The 19,638-nt window shown below is 37.6% G+C and carries 19 protein-coding genes; 4 read left to right on the top strand and 15 right to left on the bottom strand.

The genetic code is table 11. The features are described 5' to 3' along the window. Positions 1 to 140 precede the first annotated feature (140 nt). Genes FFS26_RS16490 through folK form a run of 3 tightly spaced genes read right to left on the bottom strand, consistent with a single transcriptional unit; the run spans position 141 to position 3,270 of the window. Complete coding sequence (locus FFS26_RS16490) at positions 141 to 1,667, bottom strand: OmpA family protein (RefSeq protein WP_110008045.1); 1,527 nt, start codon at positions 1,665 to 1,667, stop codon at positions 141 to 143. 53 nt (positions 1,668 to 1,720) lie between these two features. Next, positions 1,721 to 2,836: a flagellar motor protein MotB gene (locus FFS26_RS16485; protein ID WP_110008044.1), complete on the bottom strand. Its 1,116-nt coding sequence runs from the start codon at positions 2,834 to 2,836 to the stop codon at positions 1,721 to 1,723. A gap of 17 nt (positions 2,837 to 2,853) precedes the next feature. Next, positions 2,854 to 3,270: a 2-amino-4-hydroxy-6-hydroxymethyldihydropteridine diphosphokinase gene (gene folK, locus FFS26_RS16480; protein WP_137905588.1), complete on the bottom strand. Its 417-nt coding sequence runs from the start codon at positions 3,268 to 3,270 to the stop codon at positions 2,854 to 2,856. A 20-nt stretch (positions 3,271 to 3,290) separates the two neighbouring features. Here folK and sppA point away from each other — a divergent pair, with 20 nt between their 5' ends. Further along, entirely contained in the window at positions 3,291 to 5,048 is a 1,758-nt protein-coding gene (sppA, locus tag FFS26_RS16475) for a signal peptide peptidase SppA (protein WP_110008042.1), read from the top strand. Between the two features lie 77 nt (positions 5,049 to 5,125). On the opposite strand, the gene FFS26_RS16470 is transcribed toward sppA, so the two are convergent. The 7 genes from FFS26_RS16470 to rpmB form a co-directional block, all read right to left on the bottom strand. Beyond that, entirely contained in the window at positions 5,126 to 5,386 is a 261-nt protein-coding gene (locus FFS26_RS16470; RefSeq protein ID WP_034694983.1) for a GlsB/YeaQ/YmgE family stress response membrane protein, read from the bottom strand. Between the two features lie 72 nt (positions 5,387 to 5,458). Beyond that, entirely contained in the window at positions 5,459 to 6,412 is a 954-nt protein-coding gene (gene ftsY, locus FFS26_RS16465; RefSeq protein WP_076595870.1) for a signal recognition particle-docking protein FtsY, read from the bottom strand. A 15-nt stretch (positions 6,413 to 6,427) separates the two neighbouring features. Further along, positions 6,428 to 6,895 (bottom strand): RidA family protein, encoded by a 468-nt coding sequence (locus FFS26_RS16460; RefSeq protein ID WP_137905587.1) that lies wholly within the window; start codon positions 6,893 to 6,895, stop codon positions 6,428 to 6,430. A 157-nt stretch (positions 6,896 to 7,052) separates the two neighbouring features. Further along, positions 7,053 to 8,009 carry an MBL fold metallo-hydrolase gene (locus FFS26_RS16455; RefSeq protein WP_110008040.1) on the bottom strand — a complete coding sequence of 319 codons (957 nt, stop codon included), beginning with the start codon at positions 8,007 to 8,009 and terminating at the stop codon, positions 7,053 to 7,055. Between the two features lie 81 nt (positions 8,010 to 8,090). Further along, on the bottom strand, positions 8,091 to 8,243 hold the full coding sequence (locus FFS26_RS16450; protein WP_002976755.1) for a DUF4295 domain-containing protein: 153 nt from the start codon (positions 8,241 to 8,243) through the stop codon (positions 8,091 to 8,093). 20 nt (positions 8,244 to 8,263) lie between these two features. Continuing rightward, positions 8,264 to 8,446, bottom strand: coding sequence for a 50S ribosomal protein L33 (rpmG, locus tag FFS26_RS16445; RefSeq protein ID WP_002976756.1), 183 nt, complete (start codon positions 8,444 to 8,446; stop codon positions 8,264 to 8,266). A 6-nt stretch (positions 8,447 to 8,452) separates the two neighbouring features. Continuing rightward, positions 8,453 to 8,695, bottom strand: a complete 243-nt coding sequence (gene rpmB, locus FFS26_RS16440; protein ID WP_002976757.1) for a 50S ribosomal protein L28 — start codon at positions 8,693 to 8,695, stop codon at positions 8,453 to 8,455. Positions 8,696 to 8,938: 243 nt separating this feature from the next. Between rpmB and FFS26_RS16435 the strand changes: the two genes are divergently transcribed. Continuing rightward, complete coding sequence (locus tag FFS26_RS16435) at positions 8,939 to 10,648, top strand: T9SS type A sorting domain-containing protein (RefSeq protein WP_228449447.1); 1,710 nt, start codon at positions 8,939 to 8,941, stop codon at positions 10,646 to 10,648. A 137-nt stretch (positions 10,649 to 10,785) separates the two neighbouring features. On the opposite strand, the gene lnt is transcribed toward FFS26_RS16435, so the two are convergent. Then, complete coding sequence (gene lnt / locus FFS26_RS16430) at positions 10,786 to 12,420, bottom strand: apolipoprotein N-acyltransferase (protein WP_137905586.1); 1,635 nt, start codon at positions 12,418 to 12,420, stop codon at positions 10,786 to 10,788. Positions 12,421 to 12,476: 56 nt separating this feature from the next. On the opposite strand from lnt, the gene FFS26_RS16425 reads away from it, so the two are divergent. Then, the gene (locus FFS26_RS16425) at positions 12,477 to 12,890 is read left to right on the top strand and encodes a VanZ family protein (RefSeq protein WP_110008037.1); all 414 of its coding nucleotides are present in this window, start codon (positions 12,477 to 12,479) and stop codon (positions 12,888 to 12,890) included. On the opposite strand, the gene proC is transcribed toward FFS26_RS16425, so the two are convergent. From proC to FFS26_RS16405, 4 genes are all read right to left on the bottom strand, one after another. Further along, the gene (gene proC, locus FFS26_RS16420) at positions 12,880 to 13,683 is read right to left on the bottom strand and encodes a pyrroline-5-carboxylate reductase (protein WP_110008036.1); all 804 of its coding nucleotides are present in this window, start codon (positions 13,681 to 13,683) and stop codon (positions 12,880 to 12,882) included. The two genes, FFS26_RS16425 and proC, sit on opposite strands and share 11 nt — an antisense overlap. A 377-nt stretch (positions 13,684 to 14,060) precedes the next feature. Beyond that, positions 14,061 to 15,074, bottom strand: coding sequence for a UDP-N-acetylmuramate dehydrogenase (gene murB, locus FFS26_RS16415; RefSeq protein WP_110008035.1), 1,014 nt, complete (start codon positions 15,072 to 15,074; stop codon positions 14,061 to 14,063). Between the two features lie 4 nt (positions 15,075 to 15,078). Next, positions 15,079 to 15,564 carry a hypothetical protein gene (locus tag FFS26_RS16410; RefSeq protein ID WP_110008034.1) on the bottom strand — a complete coding sequence of 162 codons (486 nt, stop codon included), beginning with the start codon at positions 15,562 to 15,564 and terminating at the stop codon, positions 15,079 to 15,081. Positions 15,565 to 15,574: 10 nt separating this feature from the next. Next, positions 15,575 to 16,780, bottom strand: coding sequence for a pyridoxal phosphate-dependent aminotransferase (locus tag FFS26_RS16405; RefSeq protein ID WP_110008033.1), 1,206 nt, complete (start codon positions 16,778 to 16,780; stop codon positions 15,575 to 15,577). A gap of 225 nt (positions 16,781 to 17,005) precedes the next feature. On the opposite strand from FFS26_RS16405, the gene FFS26_RS16400 reads away from it, so the two are divergent. Next, entirely contained in the window at positions 17,006 to 19,498 is a 2,493-nt protein-coding gene (locus FFS26_RS16400) for a GEVED domain-containing protein (RefSeq protein ID WP_137905585.1), read from the top strand. Positions 19,499 to 19,638: the final 140 nt, after the last annotated feature.

Below are 19,638 nucleotides of genomic sequence, written 5' to 3'. Positions count from 1 at the left end.
TTTTCAAAACAAACGTACTGATTACTAATGTGTTTGTACAATTGTCCTGAAAATAATGATAAAGGTATGTAAAAAAATTCGTAGTAGAAAAAAAATAAACCGAAAAGAACAATTCTTTTCGGTTTATGAAGTATTTGAAATTATTTCTTCTTTTTCTTAGCGGGAGCTTTTTTGACTGTTTTTTTTACAGGAGCATCTTCATAGTCTTTCTTTTTGATAGAATCCCATTCTGAACTTTCTATAAATCTTACAGTAACTTTTCTGTCCGCCATTCTTTCAGCATCTGAAGCTGATGCAGGGATAGTAGCTTCAGCAGAACCTACTCCTCTTGATTTCAGCACATTTTCATTGATGCCTCTGTTTTCCAGAGCTCCAACTACAGCTGCTGCTCTTTCTTTAGACAATCTAAGGTTGTATGCTGCATTTCCTTTGATATCGGTATGTCCTGTTAACAGGTAATTACCTCCGTTTTCTTTGATAATTGAAGCAGCCAGATCCAGTTTCTCATTAGATTCAGGTCTGATGGTTGCTTTATTAAAGTTGAAATAAATATCTTTAAGGGTTTTCTCTACTTCTACAGCAGTTTGCTTATTATCTTTAACAACTGGACATCCGTTGTTTTCAACAGGTCCCGGAACAGTTACACACTTATCGTAAAGGTCAATTACACCGTCTAAGTCAGTATCAAGTGCAACTCCGGCACCGTCCACTCTTGCCCCTGCAGGAGTATCAAGCTGTCTGTCCCAATCGTCGCATACTCCGTCGTTATCAGCATCACCTTTTTTACATACTTCAATATCCTGGTTTTTGTTAGCCAGTACATCAAGTTTATAATAGATTTCCTGAAGCGGGTCATGCCACATTACGTGAGACTCGTGCTTACCTAGTTTGAAAGAAAGACCTAAAGTAGCATTAAAGAAGTTGTCTGAAACCTGCTCAGAACGCTTGTTGATAGCGCTGTAAGCATCACCTCCACCGTCAAATTCATCATCACCGGTTACTACATACATTAATCTACCTTCAATATCGATTCTTCTGTTCACTTTGAACTTCAGACCTGTACCAGCTTGGAAGAACATAGAACCTAATTCGAAAGGTTTGATTTCAGTCATCAATCTCTGTCTGTTGCTTCCGTCTTTCTGATATGCTCTGTACGCAATAGTACCGATACCTGCATATCCGTGAAGTGCCCATCTGTAAGGAGAATGGTTGTCAACTCTTCTTAACAGGTTTGAGAAGTTAATATCTCCTAAGATAGAGATCGCGTCATACTGAGTTCTTGCTCCTACTGCTGTTGCATCCGGTGCTGCATTTTTAGTATTGAACCATCCTTGTCTGGTTTCACCTCTGTCATACTGTAAATTGATCCCAAAAGCATGGGTAATCGCTTTATCAATACTTACATACGCTGAATAGCCAAAAAGGTTTTTACCATTACCATTTTTGATAGAGGTTAAATCTGCTGACTGCAGAAGCGGAACACCTGCTCCTACTGAAACAGACCAATCATTAAATCTCTTGGATTGGTTGGTAAATGGTGTAACATTGGCAGATCCTGAGGAAAATGTATTGGGATATTTTCCATTGGAAACTGCTGTTGAGTCTTGTGCATAAGCGGCAGAAGGAATTGCCAAAGCTAATGCAACAATTGCTAAACTTAATTTCATCGTGTATTATTATTTGATTTCTTTTTTGAAAAAGAATTGTAAGGCTGTTTTAATTATTTAATCGGGCATCCGTTATTTTCAACAGGTCCTGGTACAGTTACGCACTTATCGTAAAGGTCAATAACTCCATCAAGATCCATATCCAAAGCAACTCCGGCTCCATCTACTCTTGCTCCTGCAGGAGTATCAAGCTGTCTGTCCCAGTCATCACATACTCCGTCATTGTCTGCATCTCCTTTTTCGCAGACAACAAGGTCTGTACTTGCATTTTCAAGAACGCTGGTTCTGTAGTAAGCTTCCTGAAGCGGGTCATGCCATGCCAGATGAGATTCATGCTTTCCTAGTTTGAAAGATACTCCTAAACTTACTGTCCAGGCATTATCAGATCTTCTGGAATTTAACATGTTATATTTTGAACCTGGAGTGGAAGGATCATAATCATTAGGATCTGCCCATCCGCCGCCATCGAATTCATCATCACCACTGATAATGTACATGGTTCTTGCCTCAACGTCAATAAGTTTTGAAACATTGTACTTGATTCCCACACCTCCCTGATAGAAGATAGAGTTGATATCAATGTCCTGTTTAATGAATAAAGGAGTTCTTCTTGGCGTATTGCTCCATCTGAATTCGTCGTTATCATGCAGTGATGTTCTGAACCCTTGAAGTCCGATACCCATATATCCGTGGAAAGCCCATCTGTATGGAGAGTGGTTATCTACTCTTCTGAATAAGTTCGAGAAGTTGATATCCCCCAATAAAGAGATGTTGTCAAACTGTGTTGTTGCAGTAGCTATTCCTGATTTTACACCTTCAGCACCAGGAAGCTGGGCTGTCTGTTTTGTTTCTCCTCTCATATACATAAGGCTTAGCCCGAATGCATGTGTGATTTGTTTGTCCACGCTTACGTAAGCATTGTATCCCCAATTAGTCTTATCCTTGCGGATAGATTTTAAATCGGAGTGTACCATAAATGCAGGACCTCCTCCAACAGAAATAGACCAGTCTCTGAAACGTCTGGATTTATTGTCAAAGGGTTTTACATTAGCGGAACCTGAGGAGAATGTATTAGGGTACTCTGTGGAAGAGTTTACTGTTGTGCCGCTGTTCTGTGCGAAAGCTGCAATTGGCAATGACGTAGCCAATAATAATAAACCTAATTTCATACAATATGTTTTATGTTTTAAATAAAATCTTTTAATAATATCCTGGAAAAATCCCTTTCAAAAAGATGTTTTTTATGAGGGATTTCTAATCTTTCTGATTTAAAATTCAACTCATTATACTTAATGATATCAATATCAATTATCCTGTCTGTGTAACCACCGGATACTTTTGAATCATTAATTCTTCCCATCTCAACTTCTATATTCTTAATACAATCAAGCAGTTGAATGGGTGAAAGATGTGTGAATATTATTGCTGCAATATTACAAAAAATATTGGAACTGGCAAACTCTACAGGGTCAGACATTAAAAATTCGCTGGTTTGTGAAATGTAATTTCCGGCTTCACTGATTTTTTTTAATGCAAGCTCTACATTTTTTTTTTGCTCTCCTAAGTTACTTCCCAGTAACAAAACGACCTTATGCTGCGACATATTAGAAAATTGATTGATTTATGAGAAGTTTCTTCAAAAATGTTTTGGCAAATATAGTCGCAATTATCATACTTTGCGCTCTATTTTTCATCTTTTTCATCATGATGCTTGTGTTCAGTGCAATGGGGAATGATAAGTCGGTGGCGGTGAAAAAGAACTCAGTTCTTACGATTAATTTAAAGACCAATATCATCGATAGTCCTACCGAAGAAGAGATGGGATTATTCGGGATAGGCGCCCAAAATAAAAGTATTCTTATATATGATGCATTAGAGGCTATCAACAAAGCAAAAACTGATGATAATATTAAAGGAATCAGTATAGAAGCTGATGACTTGTCTGCAGGCCTTACGCAGATTGATGATCTAAGAAATGCAATTGAGGATTTCAAAAAAAGCGGAAAGTTTGTATACGCTTATGGAAACGGAGTATCACAGTCTGCTTATTATTTAGGATCTGTTGCTGATCAATATTATCTGCATCCGGCAGGAATGATCGAATTAAAAGGTCTTTCTACTGAGGTTACTTTCTTCAAAGATTTTGCAGATAAATACGGAATCGGAATCGAAGTAATCCGTCACGGTAAATTCAAGTCTGCGGTAGAACCCTTTTTAAGAAATGATATTTCTCCTGAAAATAAAGAACAGTTAAGTACTCTTTTGAATGATCTTTGGAAAAATACATCCAATAAAATGGCTGCTTCAAGAAAAATTGATACTGCTCAGTTCAGAACAATTACAGACAGCTTATACGGAATGATTCCTGAGCAGAGTTTACAATATAAACTTGCGGATAAGCTGATCCAGAAATCCGAATATGAAGATCTTCTGAAAGCGAAGCTTAATGTAAAAGATAAAGAAAAGCTGAACAAGATTTCTTTGACAAGCTATATCAATTCTTATGCAGATGAAGATAAATCCGGTGAAAAGATCGCTGTACTTTATGCTTCGGGATCTATTAATAACGGAGATGAATACAATGATATTCATTCCGAGAAATATGTGAAGTACATCAAAAAACTTCAGGAGGATGATAAAGTGAAAGCGGTTGTGTTCAGAATCAACTCTCCGGGAGGAAGTGCCAATGCTTCAGATGAAATTTTATTTGAATTACAGCAGCTGAAAAAGAAAAAGCCACTGATCGTTTCTTTTGGAGACTATGCAGCATCAGGAGGATATTATGTAGCAATGGCTGCAGATAAAATTTATTCAGAGCCTAATACACTTACCGGTTCTATCGGAGTGTTCGGGGTGATGCCTTACTATAAAGATATTGCTGCTAAAAACGGAATTCGTGCGGATATTGTTTCTACCAATGCCAACTCTATGTATTATTCCGGATTAAACGGAGTGACCCCTTACGGAGTCAATATGATGACAAGAAGTGTGGAAGGTACCTATAAGAGATTTGTACATTTTGTAACTCAGAACAGAAAGAAAACTTTTGAGCAGATTGATAATGTAGGAGGCGGTAGAGTATGGAGTGGTGTTCGTGCCAAGCAAATTGGATTGGTGGATGAATTGGGTACTTTAGCTGATGCTGTGAAATTTGCCGCTCAGAAAGCAGGAATGAAATCTTACCACGTAGAGGCTTTCCCTAAGAGAATGACCCCGTTCGAACAAATCTTTAAAGACCTGAATGAGGAAGATGTTTCGGCAAGAATTATTAAAAATAAGATAGGGAAGTCCAACTATGAGATTTTACAGCAGATCACAAACAAAAAACTACAGTCTGAGGTGAAAATGGAAATGCCTTATCAGATCAGAATCAACAACTAACTAAATTTTATATTGTATACAAAAATCCCGGACCTGAAATTTCAGATCCGGGATTTTATTTTTTATCAGCGTTACTATCAGCTTTTCTTTGTGGCCATTCCATAAATCCAGAGAATGATTAAAGCGCCTCCGATGGAGAGAATCCAGCTTCTCGGATTCCAGAATGAAGTGACATCACCCCAGTGTAAAACGTAAACTCCTATAGCTCCTCCTACAAATGCTCCCAGAATTCCAAGGATGATAGTGATAAGCCATCCTCCTCCCTGAGTCCCAGGCATGATCATTTTAGCGATAGCACCTGCAATAAGACCGAATAAGATCCATGTAATAATTCCCATAGTTGCAAATTTTTTTATTGTTAATATTTTAAAAATGATTTGTTACTAATATAAGGGAAAACATGATATAAATCATCTTTTCTTGAAGAATGAGTCTACAAATTCCGTACCATTAAAAAGTTGTAAATCCTGCATTTTTTCGCCTACACCAATATACTTCACCGGAATCTGGAACTGATCGGAGATACCGATAACAACACCTCCTTTGGCTGTTCCGTCCAGTTTTGTTACTGCCAAAGCATTTACTTCTGTTGCTGCTGTAAATTGTTTTGCCTGTTCGAAAGCATTCTGCCCTGTAGAGCCGTCAAGTACCAATAAAATTTCATGAGGCGCATCAGGAATCACTTTCTGCATCACTCTTTTGATCTTGGAAAGCTCGTTCATCAGGTTGATCTTGTTGTGAAGTCTTCCTGCAGTATCGATGATGACAACATCTGCATTTTGAGCTACAGCACTTTGTACCGTGTCAAAAGCTACAGACGCAGGATCCGATCCCATTTCCTGTTTTATAATGGGAACACCCACTCTTTCGCTCCAGATAACAAGCTGGTCAACGGCAGCCGCTCTAAAGGTATCAGCGGCACCAAGAACTACTTTTTTACCTTCCGACTTGAACTGATGAGCCAGTTTTCCGATGGTTGTTGTTTTTCCCACTCCATTTACTCCTACTACCATAATGACATATGGTTTTTTGGAAGTATCTATATTTCCCGTACCGGCATGTGGATTTTCAAGCAATAATCCCGAAATTTCTTCACGGAGAATTTTGTCAAGTTCGTTAACGCCTACATATTTATCTCTGGCAACACGTTCTTCAATTCTTTCAATAATTTTGATAGTGGTAGAGGCACCTACATCGGAAGCAATCAGTACTTCCTCCAGATCATCCAGAACTTCATCATCTACTTTGCTTTTACCGACTACGGCTTTCGTCATTTTTTCAAAGAATCCCTGGCTGGATTTTTCCAATCCTTTATCTAAGGTTTCCTTTTCTTCCTTTTTGAAAATATTTTTAAACCAACTCATAGTTTTAGTTTATTCTTATTTATTTTTAATCACTGCTGTGGCTTCTACTTCTATCAACACATCATCTCTGAAAAGCCTGCTCACTTCTACAAGGCTGCTTACGGGAGGATTCTGAAGATTGACATACAAATCCCTTACTTTTCTGAAATCAGGTGTTTTTTTGATGTCTGTGGTGTAGATGACCAGTTTGATAATATCTTTTCCTGTACCTTCATATTCTTTCAGGATGTTTTCAATATTTTTGAAAACCTGCCGGGTCTGCTCTTCAATCGTATTTCCCACAAGATTGCCTTCCGTGTCCAGAGGAACCTGTCCGGATAGCAAAATCATTCTGGAATTTCCGCAATCAATGCTTACCGATTGAGATAATCCTTTTATGCTGAAAACTTTCGGCGAACTTTTATATTCTACAGTATTCATTGTTTTCTGACTGAATGAAAATAGAAAAGTTGCTGTGCAGGCCAGAACAAGTATCTTTTTCATACTTTACTGATTAATAATCTGGTGAGCAAAGATAGCAAAAAAACTACCCAAAACAGGAGTTGTTTTTTTATATGTAAACAAAGTCTTTATTATTTTTATTTCCTGATATTCAGCAGCAGGGGTTTTTATTACAGTCTGATCAGGACACTGATTGCCTTTATAAGTCAAATTCGTCTCCCAGGCGTGCTATATTAAAACCTTTTTCAATAACCTGTTTACTCTGTCTGCTATCAGGATTTAAAATTTTATTGGTATGGTTAAAATGGATAAAGAAAATTCTTTTTTTATATTCAGGTGGCAGGCTTTTAAACAGTTCCATACTCTCCACTACAAAGGGGTGCGGGATATCTTCAATATTTCTGTAGCCTATTTCTTCCGAATCATAAAATGTACCGTCAAGAAATGCATAATCTACTGTTTTTATGAGATCTGTAATATGGTATTTCCACTTATTCCATTTATCTATATCCGGAATGAATAATGCCTTTTTATGAGGACCTTTAATAAGGAAACCCACTGTTTCCGAATATTCATCACGGTGAGGAACCTGTATAGGAGTAACTTCTAAATGAGAGTTCACCTTTATTGGTGTTTCATTTTGCATCTCATAGGGAATAATATTACTCAAACGGACCAGCTGGGACCATGGCCCACTGGTTTCAAAGAACTTTTTAAGCCTTGGCATGCTATAGACGGGAACATCCTTGGAATTCATACCTTCTTTTCCTAAAAACATAAGACCTGTATAATGTCCGATGTGGGCATGGGTAATAAAAATACCATCAGGCACGGCTTTCTTTGGATCGGCTGAATGCTCCATCAGGAATTGCAGCTGCTGAGTGAAATCCGGGGTGGCATCGAAGATATAATTTTTCTGCAGCTCTTTGTCGATGACTCCCAGAGAAGATACTTTCCTGTCCTGCTGGGGATGTTTCCAGAGATCCACACAGCATTCTTTACGGCATCCGATCTGAGGAGAGCCGGCATCCTGTACATTTCCCAGAATAATAATTTTTACATTATCTGTAGAGCTTCTTTTATTTTGAAGGGTTTGAGAATGATAGGAAGGCGCTGCGAATAGTAGGACTGAAAATAAAATAAAGAATTGCTTCATAATGTGTTTTTTATGAAACGAATATAACAAAAAAACTACTCAAAAAATGAGTAGTTTTTTATATTGTAAACAAAGTACTGATTATTTTTTTAAATAACCATCTACTTCATCAGCATTCATTACTTTTTCTTCGAAAACGTAAGCTCCTGATTTAGAAGACTTAACCATTTTCACCACTTTAGTCATCTTCTTAGACTGACCGCTTTGTAGGGTTGCTACTACTTTCTTTGCCATGGTAAGTTATTATTTATAAATTACTTAATTTCTTTGTGAATGGTAGATCTCTTAAGAACAGGATTGTATTTTTTCAATTCCAATCTTTCTGTAGTGTTCTTTTTATTTTTTGTAGAAATGTATCTTGACATTCCTGGCATACCACTTTCTTTGTGCTCTGTACATTCAAGGATTACTTGAACTCTGTTTCCTTTTTTTGCCATGATTTATTAATTCTTTTTAATCAATCCGTTTCTAGTAGCTCTTTCAATAGCTTCCTCGATTCCAATCTTGTTAATCACTCTCAATCCATGAGCTGATACTTTCAGTGTAACGTGCTTATCTTGCTCCGGAAGGTAAAACTTCTTCTCTAATAAGTTAATTTCAAAACGACGCTTCGTTTTGTTATTAGCGTGAGAAACGTTGTTACCAACCATTGCACGCTTTCCTGTTATTTGGCAAATTCTTGACATATCTCGATGTTCTTATTTGTATAATATTTGAGAGTGCAAAATAACGAAGAATTTTTTAGATAGACAAATCTTTTGGAAAATATTTGCAAATAAGTGGCTGATTAATAATATTGAATTTTTAAAATAGCAGAATCCTTGGGATACAGCAGATAATCAGTGCTGATATATTTCATACAGCCTTTTTTTCACCCGAAAAATTTAATATTCTATCTTTGTTTTTAATTAATCTAAATAAAAACAATTATGAAGAGGATTTATATTTTATGCTCTATGCTGCCTGTAAGTATCATGGCTCAGAACTTTACTGAGATTCAGACCGGCATGAATAATTTTTATTATTCTGCAGCTGATATTGCAGATATAGATAACAACGGTACGCTGGATATCGTACTCAACGGAGCGATAGATGCTGATGGTGATGGAAATGTGGACAGTACGTATAATGAAGTATATCAGAACAATGGAACAACATTGTTACCGTTTGCAGGGTTGGGAGCTGATGTAACCCATCTTGGAGATATTAAATTCATTGATTATAATAATGACGGCCTGATGGATATTGTTTCTACAGGGCTCAGCTATATGGATGTTGTTAATTATAAACAATACCGATTCAAAAATACAGGTTCAGGATTTGTAAAAGAAGCAGAACTGCCAGGAAAAATTTATGGATCCCTGGAAGTTTTTGATTTTAATCATGATGGAAAGCCTGATTATGCCCTTAATGGAACTCAATATGCTCATGGAGGAGGTTTTGGAAACAGTCTGGATTATTATAAAAATACAGGGACTGGTTTTGATCTTACGGAAAATTGGATAGATGGAACTCAGAGTGGAAGTTTTAAAGTAGTAGACCTTAATAACGACAACCTGCTGGATCTTGTGATTATCGGATCAGACATCAACGGAGATGCGGTATCCAAAGTATATATGAACCAGGCTGGAGTTCTGACTCCTACACAGGATCTTGCGCCTGTTGCAGTGGGAAAAATAGATTTTGCAGATTTTAATGCTGATGGCTTTCAGGATATCGTAGTAATTGGAAGAGATATAAATGATGATGCCTATTCTGCTGTTTTAATGAATGATGGTACCGGAGCATTAACTCCGAATATAATTCAAGCAGGCGATATTTCTGATGTTGCATTAAGTGTCGGAGATTTAAATAATGACGGCTATTACGACTTTATTATTTCAGGAAATGAAAATTATAATGCTGTAGTGAAAACCTATATCTATGATGTTTCCAATCATAAATTCAATGAAGGAACTCTAAATGGTATTACTGCCCTTGGAGGTCCAGGGCTGGTGCAGCTTTTTGATTTTAATAATGATCATCATCCGGACATCTTATTGGGTGGATTCGACTGGTCTGCTTCAGATCTGCCTTCACTGACTAAAGTATTTAAAAATAATGCTGCAGAAGCAAACGCTAAACCTACAGCACCAACGCAACTGAATCTGACTAAAAACGGAAACCGTTTCAATTTTACATGGAGTGGTGCTTCTGATGATAAAACTCCGGTGAATGCATTACGTTATGAGATCTCGGTAGGAACTACGCAGGGAGCTCATGATATTGCCAAATATGTGGTAACGACACCAGCATGGTTCCTTGAGCTTGATCAGGCTGTTCAGAATGTATACTGGAGTGTGAGATCAATTGATGCTGCAAAAGTATATTCTGACGCTTCTGCCCAAAGTGTTTTGGGAACAGCGGAAATCAAATCTGAAAAGCAGCTTGTTATCTATCCGAACCCTGTGTCAGATAAAGTCTATATAAAAGGAGAAAAAGTTTCAGAAGTTGAAATGTATTCGATGGACGGAAGAAAACTGAATATCAGTATCAATGGAGATCAGTCTATTGATGTTGCTCATTTACCAAAAGGAATCTATGTATTAAAACTGAAGATAAAAAACCAAATAACCACCAGGAAACTTACGATTAAGTAATTGAATCAATTCTATCTTCTATCAATGAGAAAAGCCAGACGTCCAGCTGGCTTTTCTCTTTTTTATGGAACAAAATCTGTATGATCTGCAGATCTTGTGTTATTCGTGCGTAAATTTAGGCAATTAGTGTTTGAGAACTAAGCTTTCTTTATTTTCTTTTTGAACCATTCAATCAGATAGTAGAACAATAAGAATCCTAATGCAAATATGGAAAACCTTGAAAGAAGATCTCCTGCTCTTGTATAAAATGTCATTGTATCATACAGGTTTACCTTTGCGAATAAGGCTGTCTTGTCACCATAGAAAGTATCGGCTGTTATCTCTCCTTTAGCATTGATATGCGCTGAAATTCCGCTGTTCGCTGCACGGGCGATTTCTCTTCTTGTTTCAATAGCCCTCAGTTTAGCATAAGATAAAAGCTGTTTGTGCCCTTCGGTAACGCCCCACCATGAGTCATTGGTCATAATACCTAAAAAGTTAGCTCCTTTTTTTACATAGTCTGTTACAAATTCACCATAAATACTTTCATAGCAAATGATAGGCGCTAGTTTTCCTTTGTTGTAAGGATTTGCAAAGGCAACCCTTTCTTTATCTGTTCCCAGAGAGGCTACTGTTCCTCCCAGATTCAGCATGGCATCTCCTAATAATGGTTTTAAAACATTCATATAAGGAAATATTTCAACACCTGGCACCAGCTTTCCTTTATGATAAGCCTGTACTTTTTGGTTAGGCACCAGTTGAATGGCAGTATTATAACTGCTCACCCAAACACCGCTGTTAATCTGGTAAGCTTCTTTAGGTAAGTCGGTAGGATTATAAAAGAATCGGTGTGAAGAAATTCCTGTAGCAAAAACAGATTCCGGGTGACTGGATAAAAATCCTTTGATATTATTAAGAAGTAAACTCTTTTCAAAACCTGTTTCGGAAATAGATCCTCTTCCCGGAAGAGCCGTTTCCGGGGCGATATAATAATCAATCTTACCGGTTGAGTTTTTTTCAGCAAGCGCTAATAAATCCTGTTCTATAGTCAGGCTATCTTTGGAGTATTTTTCAGCATAAGGATCAAGATCCGGCTGAAGCATCAGAACATTAACCTGTCCGATTGGCTTTTCGTCAAAATTGTTGTATCTGATTATTGAAATAATCATCGGCAGAACAATTAAAGCAGCAACAATAGCGGAGTTTTTGATCAGATCTTTTCTCTTTCTTCCGGCTTCCCATGTTCTTACAGTATAAAAAATCAGAACATTGATGACCAGAATCCAGAAGCTTCCTCCGGTTGCTCCCAAAGTATCATACCACTGGATTAGTTTGGGATAGTCTGAAAATACATTCCCCAGGTTCAGCCACGGCCATGTCAGTTCCCATCCTAAATGAAATTTTTCAAAACTCATCCAGATGGCAATTAAAAAGCCTAATCCCCAATACGTTCCCTGGGCATTTTTGTACCAGTGATAACATTGGAATACCAGAGAATATAGAAGAGAATTGACTAATACAGGGAATAAAACAGCCATCAGTGAGTGGCTTCCATCCGGATTCTTTGAACCATACAGCCATCCTGTAGTGACTACGTTCCAGATGACAAAGCATAGGTAAGATAATCCGAAGACCACCCAGCTTTTCCTTTTATAATCAGAAAATTTTGAAATGCCATGTTCCATCATCAGAAGAGGAACAAGGGCAAAAAATATAAAAAACGGAACCCCATAAGTTGGCCATGAAACCGACAGCAGCATTGCTGAAATAAGTGTAAGCAGAACGTATTTCATTAAATTATTTTAATACACAAATTTAATGTTTTTGAAATGAATATATTAGCAGTTCGATGTTAAAGAAAATTTATACAATCATTATTGTTCCGTATACTCTGTTTTTGCTCTATCTGATGTTCTTGGGAATGGGAAGATTTCAGTATGAGGAAAATCTCATCACGGTAGAACCAGTTTTTTCTACCATCAAATTTATCCAGGGACCCAATAAAACTATAGATATAGTAACAATTGTCTTGGGTAATATTATGATGTTTATTCCTTTTGGATTTCTGGGCTGGGTAATTCCCGGACTGAAAAAGCTGAAACCTCTGATATTTGGTTTTATTTCATGTATTGTTATTGTAGAAGCGCTTCAATATTTTACCAGAATGGGAATATTTGAGGTAGATGATATCCTCCTGAATACTTTCGGGGTATATATTGGTTGGTTGCTACGCAGATTTTTGGATAGGAAACTTAATTATTAAGTTCTTTTGCACGCTTTTCAGCGTTCAGAATCCCTTGTTTCAGAATTTCTTTGAAACTGTTCTCTTCAAATGTTTTTAAAGCAGCTTCAGTAGTTCCTCCTTTGGATGCAACATCTTTAATCAGTTCCTCAAGATTTTTTTCCGAATTATTGATCAGATGATAAGCTCCCAGCATCGTCTGTTTTACAAAAAGTTTGGAAAGGTTTTCTTCAATTCCCATTTCAATGCCGGCTTTAATCATAGCATCAATAATATAATAAAAATAGGCAGGGCCGCTTCCTGACAGAGCTGTAACTCCATCCAGAAGTTCCTCATCCTCCAGATAAACCGATCTTCCTGTGCTGTTTAATAATCTTTCAATATTGATTAACTGGCTGAAAGAAATTCCGTTGGCAGCAGTATAACCTGTGATTCCCATTCCCAGAAGAGTAGGAGAGTTTGGCATTGCTCTTACTACAAGCGGATGATTCAGCAATTTTTGGATTTTTTCAATATTAATCCCTGCCATGATGGATAAGACCATCTGGTTTTCCTTGAAAGTAAATTGAATGTTTTGGGCAACCGCCTGAAAATCCTGAGGCTTTACTGCAATGATGATTAAATCAGCATCAATATCTCTTACCTCTTCGAAAGTGGAGATTTTGGATTTGGGAAATTCCTCAGCTATTTTGGAGATTTTTTCCTGACTTCTGATAATAAGATGCAGATGTTCAGGTTTGATCAGTTCGTATTTTAAGAATGATTTCGAAAAAGAAAGTCCCATATTTCCGGCTCCAAGAATAGCTATTTTCATCACAAATTGTAATTTTTAAGCTAAAGTAATGATTTTCCGGAGACTATATATGAATTGATTCTGAATTAATTTTTGTTGGGTGAGTGCAAAGGAGTAAAAGTTTTAAATAATATGCCGTTTAAAGGCGCGGGAACATTTCGACTTCGCTCAATATGAGATTTTCAGTAAGGATGATAATGAAATAAGATAAGGTTAATCCTTTTGTAGTACAAAGATCGAACAGCATTAAATTTTCTCGAAGATAAAATCCTTGCGCCGTAAAATACTAACAAAGAAAATAAAAGATCCTTGCGACTGTGCACTCATCCAATACTTACAGATAATAAGAAATAAAAAAAGACTGAATTCATACGAATCAGCCTTTATATATTTTTAGATTAAATAATATTCACTTCCCGTTCAAGTTCTATCCCGAACTTTTCCTTTACAGAATTAATGATCTCTGTAGAAAAATCAAAAATTTCTTTTCCTGTAGCACTCCCGGTTGCATTAATGATCACAAGAGATTGTAGTTTGTGTGAAGCTACATTTCCGATTTGTTTTCCTTTCCATCCGCATTGTTCAATCAGCCAGCCGGCAGGAACTTTTACCCCATCTCCATTCGGGTAACCCTGAATATTTTCAAATTTTTGTTTTAATGCTTCAAACTGAGCTAAAGGAATGGTTGGGTTCTTGAAAAAACTTCCGGCATTTCCAATTTCTTTAGGATCCGGTAATTTGCTTTGACGGATATTGATCACTGCTTTTGAAACATCCTGAATGGTTGGATTTTCAATGCCAAGATTTTCGAGTTCAGATTGGATTGCTCCATATTCGGTTTTGATATGGTGATCTTTTTGAGTCAGTTTAAAAGTAACTTCCAGAATAACATATCTGCCTTTTCCTTCCTGTTTGAAAATAGAATCCCTGTATCCGAACCTGCATTGTTCAAGATTAAAAGTTCTCAATTCAAGATTCTCCAGGTCCAATACTTCACAGCTTACAAAAATATCTTTAATTTCTGTTCCGTAAGCCCCGATATTCTGCATCGGAGAAGTTCCTACATTTCCCGGAATTAAAGAAAGATTTTCAAGGCCTCCATAATTTTTTTGCAGGCAGTACATTACAAATTCATGCCAGTTTTCACCTGCTTTTGCGGTTACCCATACCTCATTTTCATTGATGATTTCTTCGGAAATACCTCTTAAACTAAGTCTGATAGCAAGACCATCAAAATCTCTGGTAAGAAGAATATTACTTCCGCCTCCCAGGAACAGAAGCTTAAGATTTTGGGTCTTCGCGAAAATGAGTGCCTCTTTTAATTCATCAATAGTATTAACTTCAGTGAAATAACGGGCCTGGGCTTCAACACCAAATGTGGTGTAAGGTTGTAATGAAAAATTTTCCTGCATGTTTTTATTGGTATTCTTTGGGGAGAATTTTGTCTAGTTGTTCTTTAAGTTGCTGTAATTGCTTGTAATGTAAAGTATCTGCATAAGCATTCACATAGATATGTGATTTTTTGGGAGTCCGGATCTGGAAGGTTTCATCTGTTCCGTCTACAGACTGTTGGCTTGGAGAACTTTTGATATGGTCAAGATCTACAATATTGATCGTTGATACCAGCTTTTTCCAGGTTTCGGCATTCATAGCAGATGCCCATGATTTATGGGTTTGATTGGCTGTCATCCCTTGTTCTGCAAAAACAGAATCTTTTGTGGCCTTCACAATTCTGTAGTTTCCCAGATGTCCTCCGATGTCGGATACGCTGATGAAGGTAATCTCGTGTAGATTTTTTTGAGAAACAGATGGCTCTGTCTTTTTGGAATCACAGGAAAAAAATGCCGACAGCAAAAGGATCGAAAACAGGATTTTCAGATGGAGTTTTTTTGTTGTCGGCATCAGTATATTTTTACAGACTGAATTCTTCTCTGTACTTCTTTAAAGCTTCTTTAAGAATTTCAGCACTTCTTTTTAAATCTTCTTCTTTCAGTACATAGGCAATTCTTACCTGCTTTTTACCTAATTCAGGATCGCTGTAGAATCCTCCTGCAGGCGCCACCATGATGGTTTCGTTATTAAGAGAATACTTTTCAAGCAGCCACTGGGCAAATTTTTCAGTATCGTCTACCGGAAGTTCTGCAACACAGTAGAAAGCTCCTCTTGGTTTAGGGCAGATCACTCCTGGAATAGCATTTAAAAGATCTACCAATACATTTCTTCTGTGGGTATATTCTTCTCTTACAGCTCTGATGTAAGGGCCGTCATTTTGGTGTGCTGCTGTTGCTGCAATCTGTCCTAAAAGAACCGGGCTTAATCTGGCCTGTGCAAAAAGCATCGCCGCATTACGGATCTTGTTGGAACGTGTCACCATACACCCGATTCTTACTCCACACATAGAGTAACGCTTGGATTCAGAGTCAATAATGATACAGTTTTCAGCTAATTCAGGGAAATCAAGCATTGAGATCTGCTGCTTTCCATCGTATACGTATTCTCTGTATACTTCATCAGAAATGATGACGATATCATATTTCAAAGCGATTTCTGCCAGTTTCTGAAGTTCCTCACGGGTATAAAGATATCCGGTAGGGTTACCAGGGTTACAGATGATGATCGCTCTTGTTTTTTCTGTAATTTTTTTCTCAAACTCTTCAACAGGCGGCAAAGCAAAACCAGTATCAATTGTAGAAGGTACAGCTACTACATTCACGTCAAATGTGCTGGTGAAACCATTGTAGTTGGCATAGTAAGGTTCTGGGATAATGACTTCATCACCTTCGTCACATAGAGTAGAGATCGCAAAGTTAAGCGCTTCAGAACCTCCGTTGGTAACAATGAAGTTATCAGGAGTAAGATCTGAGAACCCTAATGAATGATAATATTCAGTAAGGGCCTTTCTGTATTCTATATTACCTTCAGAAAGAGCATATTCCAATACTTTTAAATCGATGTTCTTTAAAGCATTTAAAGCTGTTTCCGGAGTTTCAATATCAGGCTGTCCGATATTAAGGTGGTATACTTTTATTCCTTTTTGTTTTGCTTGTAACGCAAAAGGAACCAGTTTTCTTACCGGCGATGGCGGCATATGCAGTGCTCTGTTTGAAATATTCGGCATTGTTCAAAAAATTTGTATGACAAAAATAGGATTTAATTTCTCAATAATAAAATTAAGAATCAATAAGAAGATGTTTCATTACGTTTTATGTTACCTTTAAAATTTACATATTAAAAGGCTTTTAATATTAATTTTTCATACATTTTAAATAAAGTTTATGATTTTGTTAAAAATAATATTTTCGTATTATTATTTTTGCTAAATTTCGCCTCAAATGTGATTAAAATGGTAATAAATTTATTTTCTAGAGTAATACCTGCTATTGCTCTGTTTTCAGCCACGGCTATGATGGCTCAGAATTATCAAACCATGCCCATTTCCTCAGGCTTTACAGCTGATGTAATCGCTAATGGCATCGGTTCTTCCACAATTACTACAAACAATGACGTAGACGGAGTTTCTTACGCTTTTGTAGCTAAAGATTTTCAGCTAACCTCCACAAGTGCAGCTATTACGTATGGTATTCCTGTTGACGGGATTATTAATTCTGTAGTGGCAACCACTCCGGGACTGAGTTTTCAACTGGCGGGTCTGAGTGCGAACAACTCTTTAAGACTGGCGGCAATTAATGATAACGGAACCCTGGCATTTACAGCACCAAAAGCTGCAACCAAGTTGTACATGCTTGCTGTAAGTGGAAGCGGTACTTCTACGGTAAATGTAGTAGTGAATTTTAGCGATGGAAGTTCGCAGACGTTTTCAGGGATCAGTCTTGCTGACTGGTATAATGGGCCTAGTTTTGCCATCCAGGGAATAGGAAGGATTAAAAAGCCCGGGGCTACTCCCGGTGCCGGTGATGATATTCCGTCTCCTGAGGGCGGAACCAATCCAAGATTATATCAGGCTGAACTGGCTATAGATGCCGCAAATCAGGCAAAACTAATACAAAGTGTAACGGTAACCAAAGCAAGTGGTTCAGGCATACCGAATATTTTTGCTTTTTCGGCAGATGCTTATTCGGATTGTATGCCTCCTGTATTGCAGGCCGTTTCCGGAATCACAGCCAATTCTGCTTTAGTCTCATGGACAGGCAGTGCTGCCAGTTATGATGTGTACCACAGTACTTCCAGCACAATACCGGCAAGCTCAGTAACACCTACTTATCCGGGAGTAACAGGAACAAGTACAACAATAGGAGGTCTTAATTCCAATACAACCTATTATTATTGGGTGAGATCCAACTGTAATACTGTAACCGGACAGAGTGTATGGTCTTTTGCAGGAACATTTAAAACGGCTTGTTCTACTTTCACGGTTCCTTATACAGAAAACTTTGATACGACAAGTACAGGTTCAAGCACCAATACCAATGCTCCAAGCTGCTGGGCATACCTGGAAACTCCTTCATTTTCGGGTTATGGCTATGTATCAACCTCCAATAGTTATTCAGCACCTAATTCTTACTACATGAATAACTCGAGTGCGACTACAGGCAGTCAGTTATTGGTTGCACCTCCAACGGTGAACCTTTCAGACGGGACCAAACGTGTGAGATTCTATGCAAAAGCCGGAGGAAGTAATTATACTTTATTGGTGGGAACACTATCGAACCCTGCGGATCCTGCATCCTTTACACAGATAGGAGCTCCTATTTCCCTTACAACTACGCATGCACAATATACCGTGAATATTCCTGCAGGTTCTGATTTGCAACTGGCATTTAAACACGGTTTAGGAGGTTCTTCACGTTCTATTTATATTGATAATATTACCGTTCAGAATATTCCTTCCTGCCTTGAGCCGACTGCGGTTGCGGTATCCAATCTTACAATGAACTCTGCAACAATTGGCTGGACTGCTCCTCTTTCGGTTCCTTCAAATGGATACGAAGTATACTACAGTACAACGAATACTGCACCTGATGCATCTACTGTCTTGAACGCTTCCAATTCTGTAACTTCTGCTACGACTTCTGCACCATTAAGTTCATTATCTTCTGATACCAATTATTATGTATGGGTAAGATCTGTATGCAGTGCTGCTGATAAAAGTATCTGGAGTGAAATGCTTACATTCAGAACAGGGTATTGCTTACCTTCATCTACTTCTCAGAATTCATGGCTTTCTGACTTCAGTTCTACAGGAGGACTTGTAGATATGGCTTATTCATCCGGTTCAGGTGTTGCAGGCGGATATCAGAATTTAACAACAACCAGTAACAAAATAATCAATGCTCCGGGATCCAGTACTTCCGTATCTTTTACGGCCGGTGGTCCTACATGTGGAATCGGGGTTTGGGTAGACTGGAATAATAATTTAACTTTTGAAGCTTCAGAAAGAATGTTTGTGACCAATACTTATGTTACAAGTACGTCGGGATCTATCACTGTACCTGCAGGAACACCTCTTGGATCTTATAGAATGAGAGTGGTGACTGATTATAACAGTACAGCCCCTTCAAACCCTTGTTCTGCTATTTCAAGAGGAGAATTTATTGATTTTACCTTTGAAGTGGCTACCTCTTTATCCACTTCGGAAACGAATCTGAAGAAAAAAGAAGTGAATGTATATCCTAATCCATTTAAAGATGTGCTTCATGTTGCAGATATTAAAAATGTAAAATCTGTAACAGTTACAGATGTAGCGGGAAGAGTAGTGAAAACTGTTGACAATCCCACTGCCGAACTTCAGTTGGGGGAATTGAGTGCCGGTTTATACTTAGTGACGATGAACTTTAAGGATGGTTCAAAATCAACAGTAAAAGCCATTAAAAAATAAAATTTTTTGAGTTAATAATTTCTGTAGGCAGCTGCATTCGTGCGGCTGCTTTTTTTTGTGATCAGTTTAATAATAACTGGACAAAATATTATCAGAAAATGTCCATAAAATTATTATACATTTGCACCGAAAACTATAAT

The organism is Chryseobacterium sp. 2VB (genome assembly GCF_005503635.1).
In the GTDB taxonomy this organism is placed as follows: domain Bacteria; phylum Bacteroidota; class Bacteroidia; order Flavobacteriales; family Weeksellaceae; genus Chryseobacterium; species Chryseobacterium cupriresistens.
This window is presented reverse-complemented; position numbering and strand designations above follow the sequence as displayed.